At 32.9% G+C, this 15101-nt stretch carries 13 protein-coding genes; 6 read left to right on the plus strand and 7 right to left on the minus strand.

The genetic code is table 11. The features are described 5' to 3' along the window. Positions 1 to 41 precede the first annotated feature (41 nt). The 3 genes from DB895_RS04395 (at position 42) to DB895_RS04405 (ending at position 3377) form a co-directional block, all read left to right on the plus strand. A complete protein-coding gene (locus tag DB895_RS04395) occupies positions 42 to 1463 on the plus strand; it encodes a CCA tRNA nucleotidyltransferase (RefSeq protein ID WP_116724151.1) in 1422 nt (473 codons plus the stop codon). A gap of 64 nt (positions 1464 to 1527) precedes the next feature. Beyond that, the gene (locus DB895_RS04400; protein WP_116724152.1) at positions 1528 to 2550 is read left to right on the plus strand and encodes a COX15/CtaA family protein; all 1023 of its coding nucleotides are present in this window, start codon (positions 1528 to 1530) and stop codon (positions 2548 to 2550) included. Between the two features lie 53 nt (positions 2551 to 2603). Continuing rightward, positions 2604 to 3377, plus strand: a complete 774-nt coding sequence (locus DB895_RS04405) for a CDP-alcohol phosphatidyltransferase family protein (RefSeq protein ID WP_116724153.1) — start codon at positions 2604 to 2606, stop codon at positions 3375 to 3377. Positions 3378 to 3600: 223 nt separating this feature from the next. On the opposite strand, the gene DB895_RS04410 is transcribed toward DB895_RS04405, so the two are convergent. From DB895_RS04410 to corA, 6 genes are all read right to left on the minus strand, one after another. Then, positions 3601 to 4356: a LytR/AlgR family response regulator transcription factor gene (locus tag DB895_RS04410; protein ID WP_116724154.1), complete on the minus strand. Its 756-nt coding sequence runs from the start codon at positions 4354 to 4356 to the stop codon at positions 3601 to 3603. Positions 4357 to 4411: 55 nt separating this feature from the next. Beyond that, positions 4412 to 4729: a 2TM domain-containing protein gene (locus DB895_RS04415; RefSeq protein WP_116724155.1), complete on the minus strand. Its 318-nt coding sequence runs from the start codon at positions 4727 to 4729 to the stop codon at positions 4412 to 4414. A gap of 40 nt (positions 4730 to 4769) precedes the next feature. Beyond that, positions 4770 to 6107 carry a 2TM domain-containing protein gene (locus DB895_RS04420; RefSeq protein ID WP_116724270.1) on the minus strand — a complete coding sequence of 446 codons (1338 nt, stop codon included), beginning with the start codon at positions 6105 to 6107 and terminating at the stop codon, positions 4770 to 4772. A 40-nt stretch (positions 6108 to 6147) separates the two neighbouring features. Then, complete coding sequence (locus tag DB895_RS04425; RefSeq protein ID WP_116724156.1) at positions 6148 to 6768, minus strand: hypothetical protein; 621 nt, start codon at positions 6766 to 6768, stop codon at positions 6148 to 6150. A gap of 126 nt (positions 6769 to 6894) precedes the next feature. Then, entirely contained in the window at positions 6895 to 9054 is a 2160-nt protein-coding gene (locus DB895_RS04430; RefSeq protein ID WP_116724157.1) for a TonB-dependent receptor, read from the minus strand. A gap of 102 nt (positions 9055 to 9156) precedes the next feature. Beyond that, the gene (gene corA / locus DB895_RS04435) at positions 9157 to 10239 is read right to left on the minus strand and encodes a magnesium/cobalt transporter CorA (RefSeq protein WP_116724158.1); all 1083 of its coding nucleotides are present in this window, start codon (positions 10237 to 10239) and stop codon (positions 9157 to 9159) included. Between the two features lie 68 nt (positions 10240 to 10307). On the opposite strand from corA, the gene hutI reads away from it, so the two are divergent. After that, positions 10308 to 11546, plus strand: coding sequence for an imidazolonepropionase (hutI, locus tag DB895_RS04440; protein WP_116724159.1), 1239 nt, complete (start codon positions 10308 to 10310; stop codon positions 11544 to 11546). Between the two features lie 51 nt (positions 11547 to 11597). Here hutI and DB895_RS04445 read toward each other — a convergent pair whose 3' ends face one another. After that, a complete protein-coding gene (locus DB895_RS04445) occupies positions 11598 to 12482 on the minus strand; it encodes a hypothetical protein (RefSeq protein WP_116724160.1) in 885 nt (294 codons plus the stop codon). Between the two features lie 95 nt (positions 12483 to 12577). Here DB895_RS04445 and DB895_RS04450 point away from each other — a divergent pair, with 95 nt between their 5' ends. After that, on the plus strand, positions 12578 to 13645 hold the full coding sequence (locus DB895_RS04450) for a formimidoylglutamase (protein WP_116724161.1): 1068 nt from the start codon (positions 12578 to 12580) through the stop codon (positions 13643 to 13645). 81 nt (positions 13646 to 13726) lie between these two features. Beyond that, complete coding sequence (locus DB895_RS04455; RefSeq protein WP_116724162.1) at positions 13727 to 14980, plus strand: DEAD/DEAH box helicase; 1254 nt, start codon at positions 13727 to 13729, stop codon at positions 14978 to 14980. Positions 14981 to 15101: the final 121 nt, after the last annotated feature.

Consider the following 15101-nt stretch of genomic DNA (forward strand, 5'->3'; position numbering starts at 1 on the left):
CGGTTCAGCACCTTTAAAACTTTAAACTTTAAACAAAGAAAATGAATTATACTAAAGCATTAAATAATAAAATATTTGAAATCATATCAAAAGCTTCCCTAGAACTCAAAATTGAAAGTTATGTGATTGGTGGCTTTGTGAGAGATTTAATCCTTGAAAGAGATTTCAAAAAAGACATTGATATTGTGGCTGTAGGCAATGGAATTGAATTAGCTATAAAAGTTTCGGAATTACTTCCCAGAAAACCAAAAGTTCAGGTTTTCAAAAATTACGGAACTGCAATGTTGCGATTTGAAGAAATTGACATTGAATTTGTTGGTGCCCGTAAAGAAAGTTATCATTTTGAAAGCCGTAATCCAGTTGTAGAAAACGGAACCCTCGAAGACGATCAAAACCGTCGTGATTTCACTATAAACGCCTTAGCACTATCATTGAATGTATCCAATTACGGGGAACTTTCAGATCCTTTTGATGGATTAAGCGATTTGAAAAATAAAATTATCAAAACACCTTTAAATCCGGATATTACTTTTTCTGACGACCCCCTGCGAATGCTACGCGCCATACGGTTTGCCAATCAATTGGATTTTGAAATCGATGCCGATTCCCTGAATTCTATTACTAAAAATGCCGAAAGAATCAAGATTATTTCTGGCGAAAGAATCGTTGATGAATTAAACAAAATTCTTTTGACTGATAAACCTTCCATTGGGTTCTTGTTATTATTCAAAACCGGCCTTTTAGATCTAATTTTACCTGAATTGACTGCATTAAATCAAGTGGAAGAAATTGAAGGCCATACGCATAAAAACAATTTTTACCATACACTGGAAGTAGTTGATAACATTTGTCCAAATACCGACGATGTCTGGTTGCGGTGGTCGGCTTTATTACATGACATTGGCAAGGCGCCTACTAAAAGGTTCAACAAAAAACAAGGTTGGACGTTTCACGGACATGAATTTCTTGGCGGAAAAATGGCTAAGAAAATCTTTGAACGTCTGCGCATGCCTTTGAATCACAAAATGAAATTTGTGCAAAAAATGGTAATGATGAGTTCTCGCCCCATCGTATTATCACAAGAAACCGTTACTGATTCTGCTGTTCGCCGTCTGGTTTTTGATGCTGGTGAAGATGTAGAAAATCTAATGACCTTATGTGAAGCAGACATTACCACCAAAAATCCTAATAAATTTAAAAAATACCATCAAAATTTTGAAATCGTTCGCAAGAAAATTGTGGAAGTGGAAGAACGAGATAGCATTCGTAATTTTCAACCACCAATTACGGGTGAAGAAATTATGGAAATCTTTAATTTGAAACCTTCCCGTGAAATCGGAATACTGAAAGAAGCCATAAAAGAAGCCATTCTTGAAGGAGAAATTCCTAATAATTATGATGCTGCTTATGAGTTTATGCTAAAAAAAGCGTTTAAATTAGGCTTAAATATTAACACTTGTTGAATTTAAAATAACGTTATAAAAATACCCTCTTTTAACAAAAAGGGATTAAATAAATTAGTTTAAAATGGAAAAAGAAAACAAATCCGTAATTATTTGGTTACTATCTGGATGTATTCTAATTTTTTTAATGGTTGTTGTTGGCGGAATTACTCGACTGACAAATTCTGGACTATCAATGACCGATTGGCATTTGGTGACAGATACTTTCCCACCACTAACCGAAGCCAAATGGCAGCAAGCTTTCGAGCAATACAAGCAATTTCCAGAATATCAAAAAATTAATATTCATAATGATTTTACGATTTCAGACTATAAATTCATTTATTTTTGGGAATGGTTCCACCGATTGATTGGACGTGTTATTGGTATGGTTTTTATCATCCCATTTATTTATTTTTTGATTAAGAAAAAACTAGATAGCTCAACAATTAGAAAATGCGTCATTCTTTTAGGCTTGGGCGGATTACAAGGTTTTTTTGGTTGGTTCATGGTGAGAAGTGGATTAATTGACAATCCAGATGTAAGCCATTTTAGATTGGCGTTGCACTTAACGACTGCTTTTATCACTTTTGCTTATACATTTTGGGTAGTTTTAGATTTAATTTATCCTGAAAGAACCACTATCGAAAAATCGTTACGAACAATTGCCCGTTATGCCCTTGTTTTTTTAGTGTTACAAATTATTTACGGCGGTTTTGTTGCTGGTTTAAATGCCGGTTTAATCCACAATCACTGGCCTTTGATGAGTGATGGGCAATTTATGCACGAAAGTGTAATTTTAGAAAAAGACACTTGGTTTCAAAGACTCACCGAAGGTAAAAGTGGCGTTCAATTTGTACACAGAACATTAGCTTACATTGTTGTTGGGCTAATTGTTTTGCTTTATTTCAAAAGCAAAAAATTTACTTTAGACACAAAACAAACTGACAGCATTAAATTACTACTGTTATTGGTTTTTGTTCAGTTTATTTTAGGCGTTTTTACTTTGCTCTATGGCGTTCCGTTATGGCTGGGTCTGACACACCAAATAAGTGCTTTTTTCTTGCTTTCGGCAATGACTTATGCCTTGCATCGATTATCAAAATAATAATTCCTTTACCCCTGACTATATTGTCGCATTTCTTTGTTCAACATTCCTAAATGTCTAAACTTGCAACACAAGATCAATTTCTTGATTTATCCGATTACGGAAGACCCCTGGCAAGACTGTTTGCCAATCAATTAAAAAACACTCGATTTACACCCATTCACGTTACGTTGCTTTTTGGTATTTCCGGTTTGATTGCCATTTATTGTATTTTACAAAATCATTATTTTTATGCCGGATTTTTTATCATTCTAAAATCGGTAATTGATGCTGCCGATGGAGAACTTGCCAGAATAAAAAACACGCCTTCTTATACCGGAAGATATTTAGATAGCGTATTTGATATCATTCTTAATTTTATATTTTTAATGGCCATTTGCCATGTTTCAAAAACGTCAATTTGGTTTACAATAGTGGCCTTTATTGCTATTCAATTACAAGGAACTTTATATAATTATTACTATGTAATTTTAAGGAACAAATCGGCTGGAGGAGACACAACAAGTAAAATTTTCGAATACAAATCCCCACGAGCTTTACCAGGGGAAACTCAAAAAAATGTCGATATTTTGTTTGGAATTTATACCATCGTTTATGGAGTCTTTGATAAGGTCATCCACTTTTTAGACCAAGACGCTTATAAAGTAAAAACGTTCCCAAATTGGTTTATGACGTTTGTTTCCATCTATGGTTTGGGTTTTCAATTGCTGCTTATTGCCATCATGTTGCCTATGAATTGGATAGAATATATCATTCCTTTTTTTATTGTTTACACCCTGTTTATTTTTGTATTGATAGGAATTCGGAAACTATTTTTAAGTGCTTAAAAAACATTATAGACATAACCTATACTAATGTGCTTAACTAAACATTATTAATAACTTAAGTTAAATTACCTATTATTGTAATTTAATACAATCGTGCGCAATTAGTGTGCTTTTTCGTTAAACAAAACACACCAAATTCTGAAATTATACAACTTAAACCTCGAAATTTGTACATATAAAGTAATCATTTAATACAATTGTCTTTGATTTTTTTTAGGTAAAATCACCCTATCCAATTTTTAAAATCAGATACTTTTTCTCGACTTACAATCACTTCTTCCGCTTTATAAGATGGTAAAATTACCCTTAATCTCGAATTAGAATACACAACAATTTCTTTTATTGAAGAAAGTGGAATGATGAATTTCCGGCTAATTCTGAAGAAGTCTTTTGAGTCTAATTCTTGTTCTAATACTTCTAAAGTGGTCTCAATAAGATAATCACGATTGTCAAAAGTATGAATATAAGAACCTTTATTTTCGCTATAAAAACATTCAATTTCTTCTGTCGAAATGACTTTTAAATGTTGCCCGATTTTAACCGTAAATCTTTTTTTATAATTTTTTTCAAATGGATTTGATAGCATTTTTTTTATCTGATTGAAATCCAATTGTACCGTTTCATGTTTTGGAAAATGAGCTTTAAATTTAGAAATAGCAGCTTCTAAATCATCTTCATCAATTGGTTTTAAAAGGTAGTCAATCGAATTTAATTTGAATGCTCTTAAAGCATATTCATCATAAGCCGTTGTGAAAATAATTGCACTTTTTATGGTTACTTTTTCAAAAATTTCAAATGACAATCCATCGGATAATTGAATATCTAAAAATATCAAATCAGGATGCTCATTTTTAGAAAACCAATCGATAGCTTCCTCAACAGAATGCAACATTACCCCTACTCCTATATTTAACTTTTCGAGCTTTCGATGCAGTAATCTAGCTGCTGGTTTTTCGTCTTCAATAATTATTGTTGTCATTTTGTATTAAACATTAATTTAATTAATTGGGTACCTAAAAAGAATTAAAAATGAATTATTCCCATTTTTCAGTTTTTTCCTTTTCCATAAACTCCCTGATTTTACGTTCCTCCCATTGGCTTCCAAAAAATATATTTCTGCTAAAAACAGACAAACCGTGAGCCATTAAACCTATTCCCCAAAACAATGCCGTTGAAAAAGTATTCCAGCTCCAAAAAACTTCTGTTCCTGAGAAGTATTCGTTTGTATTTGCAATAATAATAAATACGTTTACAAGAATATAAACCAGTAAATGGATATAAAACCCTTTTATTTTTTTTACTCTTTTTTGTGCTAATAAATAGCGCTCTTCTTTTTGATATGTATTTTCCATCTTTTTAATTTTTAATCTGTTGAAATTTAACAATAAAGTATTATTCCCAAGTTTGTTTGCTATTTTCTTTGCTTAAAATCTCTTTTATTTTTCGTTCTTCCCAATTAGAGCTGTAGCCAAAAACCTTTAAAGCATGCATTGTTAATCCAAATCCCCAACCGACAGCCGAAAACCAAAACCATTGAAATTGCGGCGAATACATTAAATTAATAACAACTAAAAATGGAACAACAACACAATATGACATTAAATTTCCATAAAACCCTTTGAGTTCTTCTACTCGTTTTTTAGCCTTATAATAGGCTGTTTTTTCATTATAATTTGGAGCTATTTCCATGATTGAAATTTGTTTAGTAAGTATTGGAATCTTAACCGTAAATGTATTCGCGTTTTGTGCTATCAATACTTTTCGATGTGTAATAATTCCGTAACGATCGATAATATTTTGTAGACCTACGCCTTGCCTGTCTTGTAAAACTTCTTTCTTTTGGTAGTCATTTTGAATAACCAAATAATCTTTCTCCATAAAAATATGAATATGCAATGGTCTTTTATCGCTAACTACGTTATGTTTTACCGTATTTTCCAGCAATAGTTGTAAAGAAAGTGGCACAACCTTAGCCTCTGGATTTATTTTCCCTTCAGGCAGTTCATAAAACAAACTGTTTTCGAATCGCATTTTAAGTAAATTCATATACGTTTTGGCAAAAGCCAATTCTTCATCAACAGAAATTAATTCTTTGTCTTTTTGCTCTAATATATAGCGATAAATTTTGGACAGCGAAGTCGTGAATCGCTGCGCATTTTCTGGATTTTCTTCAATCAAAGAGCTTAAAACATTCAGGCTATTAAATAAAAAATGTGGGTCTATTTGATTTTTTAAGGTTTCAAATTTTGCCGAAGCCGTTCCTGCAATAATTTTTTGCTCTTTGACTTTATTTTCCTGATATGATTTATAAAAATAAAAAGAATAAAAAGACAGTATAATAAAAAACGTAATGACAATAGCAAAAATATAATCAGCCACATTTTCATTTGTCAAAAATGATTCAAGAGAAACTTTATTGATAAATACACCTTCAAAAACTCGAAGCGAGAAAATAATTGTCAACGACACCACAAAGGAGCTCAAAAACCCAATCACAATACGCTTTACCGAGAATCTATTATTAATAAATACTTTGTCTAAAAAAACAAAAAGCGCTTTATTAGCAAACCCAATTGAAAAAGAATATAGCAAAACATATAAAAACCGAATTACTAATTTGCCATTAATCGGAATTTCATTTCCTAAAGAAACATTGACTAAAAGCAATACAATAAAGACAATACAGCTTATTATGAGCATTCTCGATATTTCTTTAATAGATAAATTCATGTTATTTTTTTTGAGATTCATCTGAAATCCTATATCACGATTACTTACAGTTTTTCAATGCTTCTGTAGCTCTATCTAAACCCCATTTTGGAGAAAAAGCGGATTCTGGTTTAAAAGTAGCAAAAAGTCCGATTGCTTTTTCAATTTGAGCACATAATGGTTTGGTATCAATTCCAGTCCACTTTGCACCATTAATTTGAAATTCAGCTTTAGAAAAAACAACTCTTGGGTTTTCTGGAGCAATTGCTTCGGCTTTAGCATACAATTCCATATTTTTTGGAGACAATTTCATTCCATTGGTCATAGGATCATAAACAATCCAGGCAGTATTAATCATTGCCTGCATTACATAAAGCTCTGCATTATTTTGATATTTTGCCATTTCAACATCTAAAGCATTTTGGGCTTTAGTAAGCAATAAATTTATTTTCTCTTTATCTTTTGTACCAAATGCAGTCGTTGTATTTACAAGCGCTACATAATAATTAGGCAACCAATTCAATTTTTCTGCCGAAGCAATTCTTTCGAATAAATCAGATGCTTCTGCATTTTTCCCTTCTTTCCATAATCCGAAAGCTTTTCCCATTCCTTGTTCATATTGCCCTTGGGCAGATAAAAAACTACTGATAAATAATGCGATTGTGATAATAATTTTAGCCATGATTTTTCTGTTTGAAATTAGTTTTATGTTTTGTTTATATTAAATTCTTGAACAAATTTATAGCGATTGTTCCAGTATTAAAACTTATTGATACCGAAATGTCATTTTTAATGGATGAATTGTCTCTTAAAGATTCTTCAATTGATTATCTTTTTTGTTTTGGCTTATTGTCCAAAAAAATCCCACAAAGAAAAATCGGTCTGCTGTAGGCGTAATTTCTTTTCTATTATAATAACCTGTCTCATCTGGATTTTTAGCATAATCGTACCCAAAAACATTTTGAGTACCAAGAATATTAGAAACCGAGAAGTACAAAATCTTTTGCGTTGTTAGTAAATACGCCCAATTAAAACTTAAATTAGAATAGGACTTTGTTTTCCCGTTCATGAAAGTCACTTCATTTGGGTTGTTATAAGGTCGTCCCGAGCTATAGGAATTTGTAAATCCAATTTGAGATTTCCAATCTGAAATCCAATATTTTGTTACAACCGACAAGTTATTATTTGCAACAAAATTTGGCGTGGCTTGAGTGGGGAAATTTTTGTAGTCTCTTTTTGTATCTATATAAGAATAAGAAATCCAATATTCTAGATTTTTAATTGATTTTCCATCCCTCCAAAATAGGTCTAATCCTTTAGCATATCCCAAACCATTGTTATTGTAAACTGAATTGTATTGCGCTATTTGGGTGTCATATTTTACTAAATTACTATAGTCTTTATAATACGCTTCAGCTCTAAATGTTTTTCCTTCCTTATTGTATTGAAAATTCAGAATGTAATGAGATGCTTTTTCACTTTCGAATTGATGAAATTTAGAATATTTAATATAATCTACATTTGGCGTTTGAGTAAAATCGCCATAAGCCAATGAAAACTGACTGTTTTTTACTATTTTGTAGGCAAGCGAAATTCTTGGAGATAGTGTATTTTCTTTCAACAAATCATTATTAGAAGCTCTAAAGCCTGCTTTTACAGCTAGTTTTTTAGAGAAGAAAATATCCATTTCAGTATAAACCGCAGCAATATTAGAATTATAACCGCTTGTATTTGTTGTTCCTAAATATTCATTATAGTTTTCGTCAAATTGAGTCGCAAAATAATCTGCACCAAACGACAACTTTAACCGTTCTGAAAAACTTTTCTTTAATTTCAATTTTAAATGAGCCGCATTTTCGGTATTTTTCACATCATTTAAATCAATCCCAATCTTATTTTGGCTGTTTCCATAACTCAAACCCGAGGTAAGTTGCCAATTATTTCCAAAGTTTCCTTTGTAAGACGTATTCATATAAAAATTAGTATTGTTTAAATTTACCCTCGTTTTGGCTAAAGAGTTAAAATTTTCCTGGTTAATATCAAATTTAGAAGAATCAAAAGCGGCATAAAACTTTAATATCCCAGTATTGAAATTGTATCGATATACCGATTCTCCCGACAAAGATTGAAAAGGACTATTCCAATCTACATTTTGCGGAATTACTGCCTGATAAGGAGCCAAATTAATGTAATTAGCGTTGACACTCAACGAACTTTTATTCCATTTTTGAGTGTTTCCAATACCTAACCCAACAGTCATTAAAGCGATATCGGTTTTATTTTGATCGGGTTCGTCTTGCGTATTTAAAATCAAGACACTCGATAATGCTTCTCCATATTCTGCCGAATAACCACCAGTAGAAAATGAAATTCCGCTAAACAAAAAAGGAGAAAATCGACCTCGAGTTGGTAAATTTTGAGTTGATGCTCCATAAGGTTGTGCCACGCGAATTCCGTCAACAAAAGTCTGCGTTTCATTGGCCTCGCCACCGCGAACAAATAGTCTACCGTCCTCTCCTACACTTTGTGTTCCTGGCAATGTTTGTAATGCCGCAATTATATTCCCTGCTGAACCTGCCGTTGTTACAATATCTAATGGTTTTAATACCGAAACTCTAGATTTGTCGCCAGCTTCAAGCGTACCTGCAGTAACAACAACCGCATCTAAAGAAGTAACATTTTCTCTTAATTTTATGGTTTTGTTTTTAAAATCAGTAACATCTATTACCGTTTTTAAAGTTTCAAATATCAAAAAACTCACTACCAAAATTTGTTTTCCAGAAGTTGTAGTAGTAAAATTAAATTCACCGTTCTCCGTACTAGAAGTGCCGTCATAGGTTCCTTCAATAAAAACATTTGCTCCAGTAACTGGATTCCCTTTTTCATCAACTATGGTACCAGACAAACTATTTTGAGAAAATATAGTTGTTGTAAAAAGAAGAATTATTAACGTAAAAATAGATTTCATCGTTTTTATTTTTGTTAGGGCAAATATAATTCGACCTTTAAAACTATGAAAAAGTAATGAACTGAACTGTCAAATATTTGGGATGAGATGTGAATCTTACATTTAAAACCATTTCTTCTTTTTAAAATAATATACCATTCCTAATGCAATAAAAAACATAATTACAATGATTGTATAGTAGCCATAAGATAATTCTAATTCCGGCATGTATTTAAAATTCATTCCATAAACTCCCACAACAAAAGTCAAAGGCATAAAAATTACTGAGACCACGGTTAGAATCTTCATGATTTCATTCATTCTATGGCTTTGGGAAGAAAAATAAAAACTCGAAGCACTGTCTAAAGTATTCATATCATACTCTATTTGCTCTAAAATCTCCAATGCTTTTTGATGCAAACGGGCAAAAAAACTATAATTCGCTTTTTCTATTCCGTCATAATCCTCTTCATCATGCTCACTTTTTAGATTAAACAAAGCATCCCGAAGTGGTAAAATAGAACGTTTTAAAAAATTTAGGTGCTCTCTGTTTCGCTCAATTCGCACCAATACCTCTGGATTATCACTCGATTTAGCCTCAAGCATTAAATCCTCTATTTGGTCTTCAAAAAACTCGATTGTAATATAGAAATTTTCCATGACGGCCTCTAGAAGCAAATACAGCAGATAATCATTTTTCTTTTTGCGAACAATTCCACTATGGGTTTTAATCCGTTCCCGAATATGCGTGAAAAAATCGCTCTTCTTTTCCTGAAAAGAAACCAGCAAATTGTCTTTTAATAAAAAACTGATTTGCTCCACGCTCACCATATCATAATCATCATCGGGCAAAATTGATTTGATGCTAAAAAAAAGTACATTGTCCAGCTCCTCCATTTTGCTCCTTCTATTGATATTGAGGACATCGCTAATGATAAATGGTTCAATTGACAACATTTCACCAACTTGCTTAATCAATTCCACATCATGCAAACCGTGAACATTAAACCATTTTACATCCTGTATTTGAAGTTCATCTTCTATTTCTTTCTTTACTTTTTGCAAGGAAATTTTTTTATATTCCTCATAACCAGCATCATCATATACAAACAATTGCATCTCTACAGGATCAGTTTTATGAATTCCTGTATACTCAAAATAATTAGGTTGAACTTTTCTGACTTTCTTATATTTTATTCTTTTCACTTCTTAATAATTTGTCATAAAGATAGGAGTTTTTAAAATTCCAATTTACATTTACAAAAAAATCTCCTATGCAAACGCTTATCATCAATATTAAAGAATTATTGCAAGTAAGGGAAAACCAAATCGATAAAGTTTCAGGGGCTGAAATGGCAATCCTTCCAACCATGAAAAATGGGTATTTATTGATTGAAAATGATTTCATTCTTGATTTTGGATTGATGGAAAATTGTCCAAAAATAAATCCTGTCACAACTATCGATGCTACTGGAAAAATGGTCTTACCCTCTTGGTGCGACAGTCACACTCACATTGTTTATGCTGGCAATCGCGAACAGGAATTTGTAGACAGAATTAATGGATTATCGTATGAAGAAATTGCCAATCGTGGGGGTGGAATTCTTAATTCAGCTAAAAAACTGCACGAAACTTCTGAAGATGAAATCTACAATCAATCTAAGGTTCGCTTAGAAGAAATTATGTATCTGGGAACTGGTGCTGTTGAAATAAAATCAGGTTATGGACTTACTGTTGAAGACGAACTGAAAATGCTTCGTGTCATTAAGCGCTTAAAAGAAAATCACCCTGTCACAATAAAAGCTACCTTTCTTGGAGCTCATGCTTTTCCTAAAGAATACAAAGAAAATCATCAGGGGTATATTGATTTAATTATCAATGAAATGATCCCTAAAATAACTCAGGAAAATCTTGCGGAATATATTGATGTATTTTGTGAAATGGGCTATTTCTCTGTTAAAGAAACGGAAAGCATAATGAAAGCAGGATTAGCATACGGATTGATTCCGAAAATTCATGTTAATCAATTCCACTCTATTGGCGGAGTTCAAGCTGGGGTAAAATACAAAGCCTTATCAGTTGATCATCTTGAAATCCTGAATCCTGAAGATATTCAAGCACTAAAAAATTCAGAGACCATGCCCGTAGCATTGCCTTCCTGTTCCTATTTCCTAAGCATTCCTTACACTCCGGCTAGGAATATAATAGATGCTGGTTTGCCAATTGCTTTAGCTACTGATTTTAATCCGGGTTCAACGCCGTCAGGAAATATGAATTTTGTAGTTGCCACTGCCTGCATCAAAATGAAAATGACTCCGGAAGAAGCCATAAATGCAGCAACTATAAATGGAGCCTATGCTATGGGGATTTCACAAACTCACGGCAGTATAACCAAAGGAAAGAAAGCCAATCTTATTATTACAAAACAGTTATCTTCTTTTTATCAATTGCCTTATGCATTTGGTAGCAATTTAATTGACCAAGTGCTCCTTAATGGAAAAATTTTGACATAAAAAAAGGAACCCGTAATTGTGGGTTCCTTTTCAATTTTGTTTATAAATTTATTATCTTAAACTGAAACTTGATTTAGAAACCAATTCTCCGTTATCGAAAACATTCACGAAATAAGTTCCTTTTTCGAAGTTTTTCCCTGGTAAATCTTGAGTAACGTCAACCGTTTTATTCTCAAATTTTACAGTTGTCAAGAAACTATACACTAAAGAATTATCTCCAAAAGAAGCTGTTTTCTTTTCTCCCAACACATTATTTTTACTGTCAATCACTTGAACATAATAGGTTTTATCTTCTGATTTGGCCACTTTATTCTCAGCAATGGTAAAACTAATTTTCAAAACATCCACTCTACCCGCTTTCTCTGTTTCAATTTGTTTTCCTGAGCTTCTTAGCTTGTATGCTGCTGTTTTCAAGTTCAACACGGTCAATTTAGAAGCTATCTCAACGGTTTTAGTCAATTCCTCATTTTTTCCTACAAGAACTTCATTGTATTTTTTAGATTCTCCTAAAACTGTTATTGTACTGTCTCTTTGTGTTGTAAGGATTGTTTTGTCCTTTTTCAAACCTTCAATTTCCTGGGTCATCCCTTTTAATTTGGTTTGTAATGCAAAAAATTGGCTTTTGTATTTAGCCATTGAAGCGGCATCTCCTTTAGATTTTTCCAAATCTGACATCAAGTTAACCACTTTTTCTCTTTCTGCAATTAGCTCTCCAGACATTGAGGTGTTTTCAGCAATTGCCGCATCATAAGTAGCTTTCAATGCTTCTAAATCTTTCATTACAGTCGCTTTCTCTGTATTGGTAGTAGTTAATACCGTTAGCTGTTCTTTAGCATCAGAGGTCATTTTAAAAATATACACTAAACTTCCAACGAGAAGAACAGCTAATATTGCTACGACCGCTTTTAAATTTGAGTTACTTTTTTGATTTTCCATATTTTTTTTTATATTGTTTTAACAAAAATAATAATATTTGAGCTAATAACGTAAGTTTGTATAAAGTTTTATTTTTAGAATGTTAAAAAAAAAATATGGAAAAGTTAATTCCGTTTTATGCGAGTGATCTTATTAAAATCACAAACTATCGAAATGGTGAAATAAAGTTTGGAGAAAAAATTTTAACAGTTCCAAAAGATACTGATATTAAACTGTTTATAAAAAATTGTCCTGCAAAATATGTTCTGTTAGGAATCCCAGAAGATATTGGAGTTCGGGCTAATTTTGGAAGGCCTGGTACCGCTTCAGCATGGGAAAATACTTTAAAAAGTATTGCTAATATCCAACACAACCGCTTTTGCAAAGGAGAGGAATTACTTATTTTAGGCCAGATAAATGTTTCTGAAGAAATGAAAGCCGTTGAAAATTTAAATTTTCACGATATAACTGATCGAAAAAAACTAAGTGATCTGGTTGTTTCCATTGATAAAGAAGTAGCCCATATCATCTCTACAGTAGTAAAATCAGGAAAAAAACCTATTATAATAGGTGGCGGACATAACAATTCCTATGGCAATATTAAGGGGACGGCACTTGCAAAAGGAAGACCTATTAATGCCATCAACTTTGATGCGCATTCTGATTTTAGAATTCTAGAAGGAAGACACAGCGGAAACGGTTTTTCGTATGCGTATGAAGAAGGTTTTTTGAAAAAATATTTCATTTTTGGGTTACATGAAAATTATACTTCGAAGAAAGTATTGAGCAATATCAGGAAAATTGAAGATCGTGTTCGGTTCAATACCTATGACGAAATTGCCATTAGAAAACAAAAAAATTTTGAGAAGGAATTGTCTCAAGCCTATGAATTTATAAGAAATGATTATTATGGAATTGAAATTGACTTAGATGCCATTCCTAATATTGCCAGTAGTGCCATGACTATTAGTGGATTTTCTGTGGAACGGTTAAGACAATTTATCCATTTTTTTGGAAAAGGACAAAATGCTGCTTATTTGCATATCTGCGAAGGCGCACCTGATTTGTGTGAGGAAAGTGGCAATCACCTTATTGGGAAATTAATTGGTTATTTAGTTACTGATTTTATGAAGGCAAATAATCCATCCGAAGGAATTATAAATGGCATTGAGGTTAAATTGTAGTGTCCAAAATCCAAATAAATTAAATAAACTATCTTTGCCGCGAATCATATCACTTTTGCTTGATTCTTAATACACAAAAATATGTTATTTGAAGATTTATCACTTTCCAAAAGTATCCAAAAAGCCGTTTTCGAAGAAGGCTATATTGAAGCAACACCTATTCAAGAACAATCCATTCCAATCGTTTTATCTGGAAAAGATTTAATAGGGTGCGCACAAACGGGGACAGGAAAAACAGCCGCTTTTGCCATTCCCATCATTCACCAATTGCACCGTATTGTTGGTTCGTCTAAAAAGGCCAAACCTATTCGTGCACTGGTCATTACTCCTACAAGAGAATTGGCCGTCCAAATTGGTCAAAATTTTGACCGATACGGAAAATATACCAATTTGACACAACTCACCATTTTTGGGGGCGTTTCACAAATTCCACAAGTGGACGCTTTAAGAAAAGGTATTGATATTTTAGTGGCCACACCTGGGAGACTGCTCGATTTACACAAACAAGGATTTATAGATTTAGACGAATTACACACATTAGTACTTGATGAAGCCGATCAGATGCTGGACATGGGTTTTGTGAATGACGTGAAGAAAATTGTAAAATTGACGCCAAAAAACAGACAAACACTTTTGTTTTCGGCAACCATGCCCATTGCTATTAGAGAATTAGCGGAAATGTTCCTTAAAGACCCTGCTACAGTTACAGTTTCTCCTGTTTCATCCACTGCTGAAAAGGTAGAACAACACGTTTATTTTGTTGATAAAACTGAAAAAAGAAATTTACTCTATCATTTAATCCGAAATGAAAAACTGTCGGATGTTTTGGTATTTTCCAGAACCAAACATGGTGCCGATAATGTGGTAAAAGCCTTGCGCAAACATGGTGTTGCAGCCGAGGCTATTCATGGAGACAAATCGCAAAATGCCAGACAACGCGTGCTTGATGCGTTCAAGAATAAAGAAGTGGGTGTTCTTGTAGCAACTGATATTGCTGCGCGCGGAATTGATATTGACCAATTGCCTTATGTTATCAATTTTGATTTGCCCAACATTCCAGAAACCTACGTTCACCGAATAGGAAGAACGGGGCGCGCGGGAAACGGGGGAATAGCCATATCCTTTTGCAGCAAGGACGAAGAACCGTACTGGAAGGATATTCAGAAATTGATAAAAGTGGATGTGAAAACCATTTCAGATCATCCATATCCTTGGCATTCTGGTAGTCCAGAAGCGGAAGTTGCCGCTCCCCAAAAAAATTCCAATCGAAGTGGAGGAGCACATAAATCAAGGAAATCGGACGCTTCAAAACAAAATAAAAAACGCTGGTATTAATTTGACCTTTTTGACTAATTTTTCACCTGTAAGAATACCTTTTAGAAAAAACTAAAAGGTATTTTTTTTATAATAAGTTTCTTACTATCAGTCATTTACAAGTTATTTTTTGTTTTTTATC

The sequence above is a fragment of the Flavobacterium psychrotolerans genome (assembly GCF_003097635.1).
Classification (GTDB): domain Bacteria; phylum Bacteroidota; class Bacteroidia; order Flavobacteriales; family Flavobacteriaceae; genus Flavobacterium; species Flavobacterium psychrotolerans.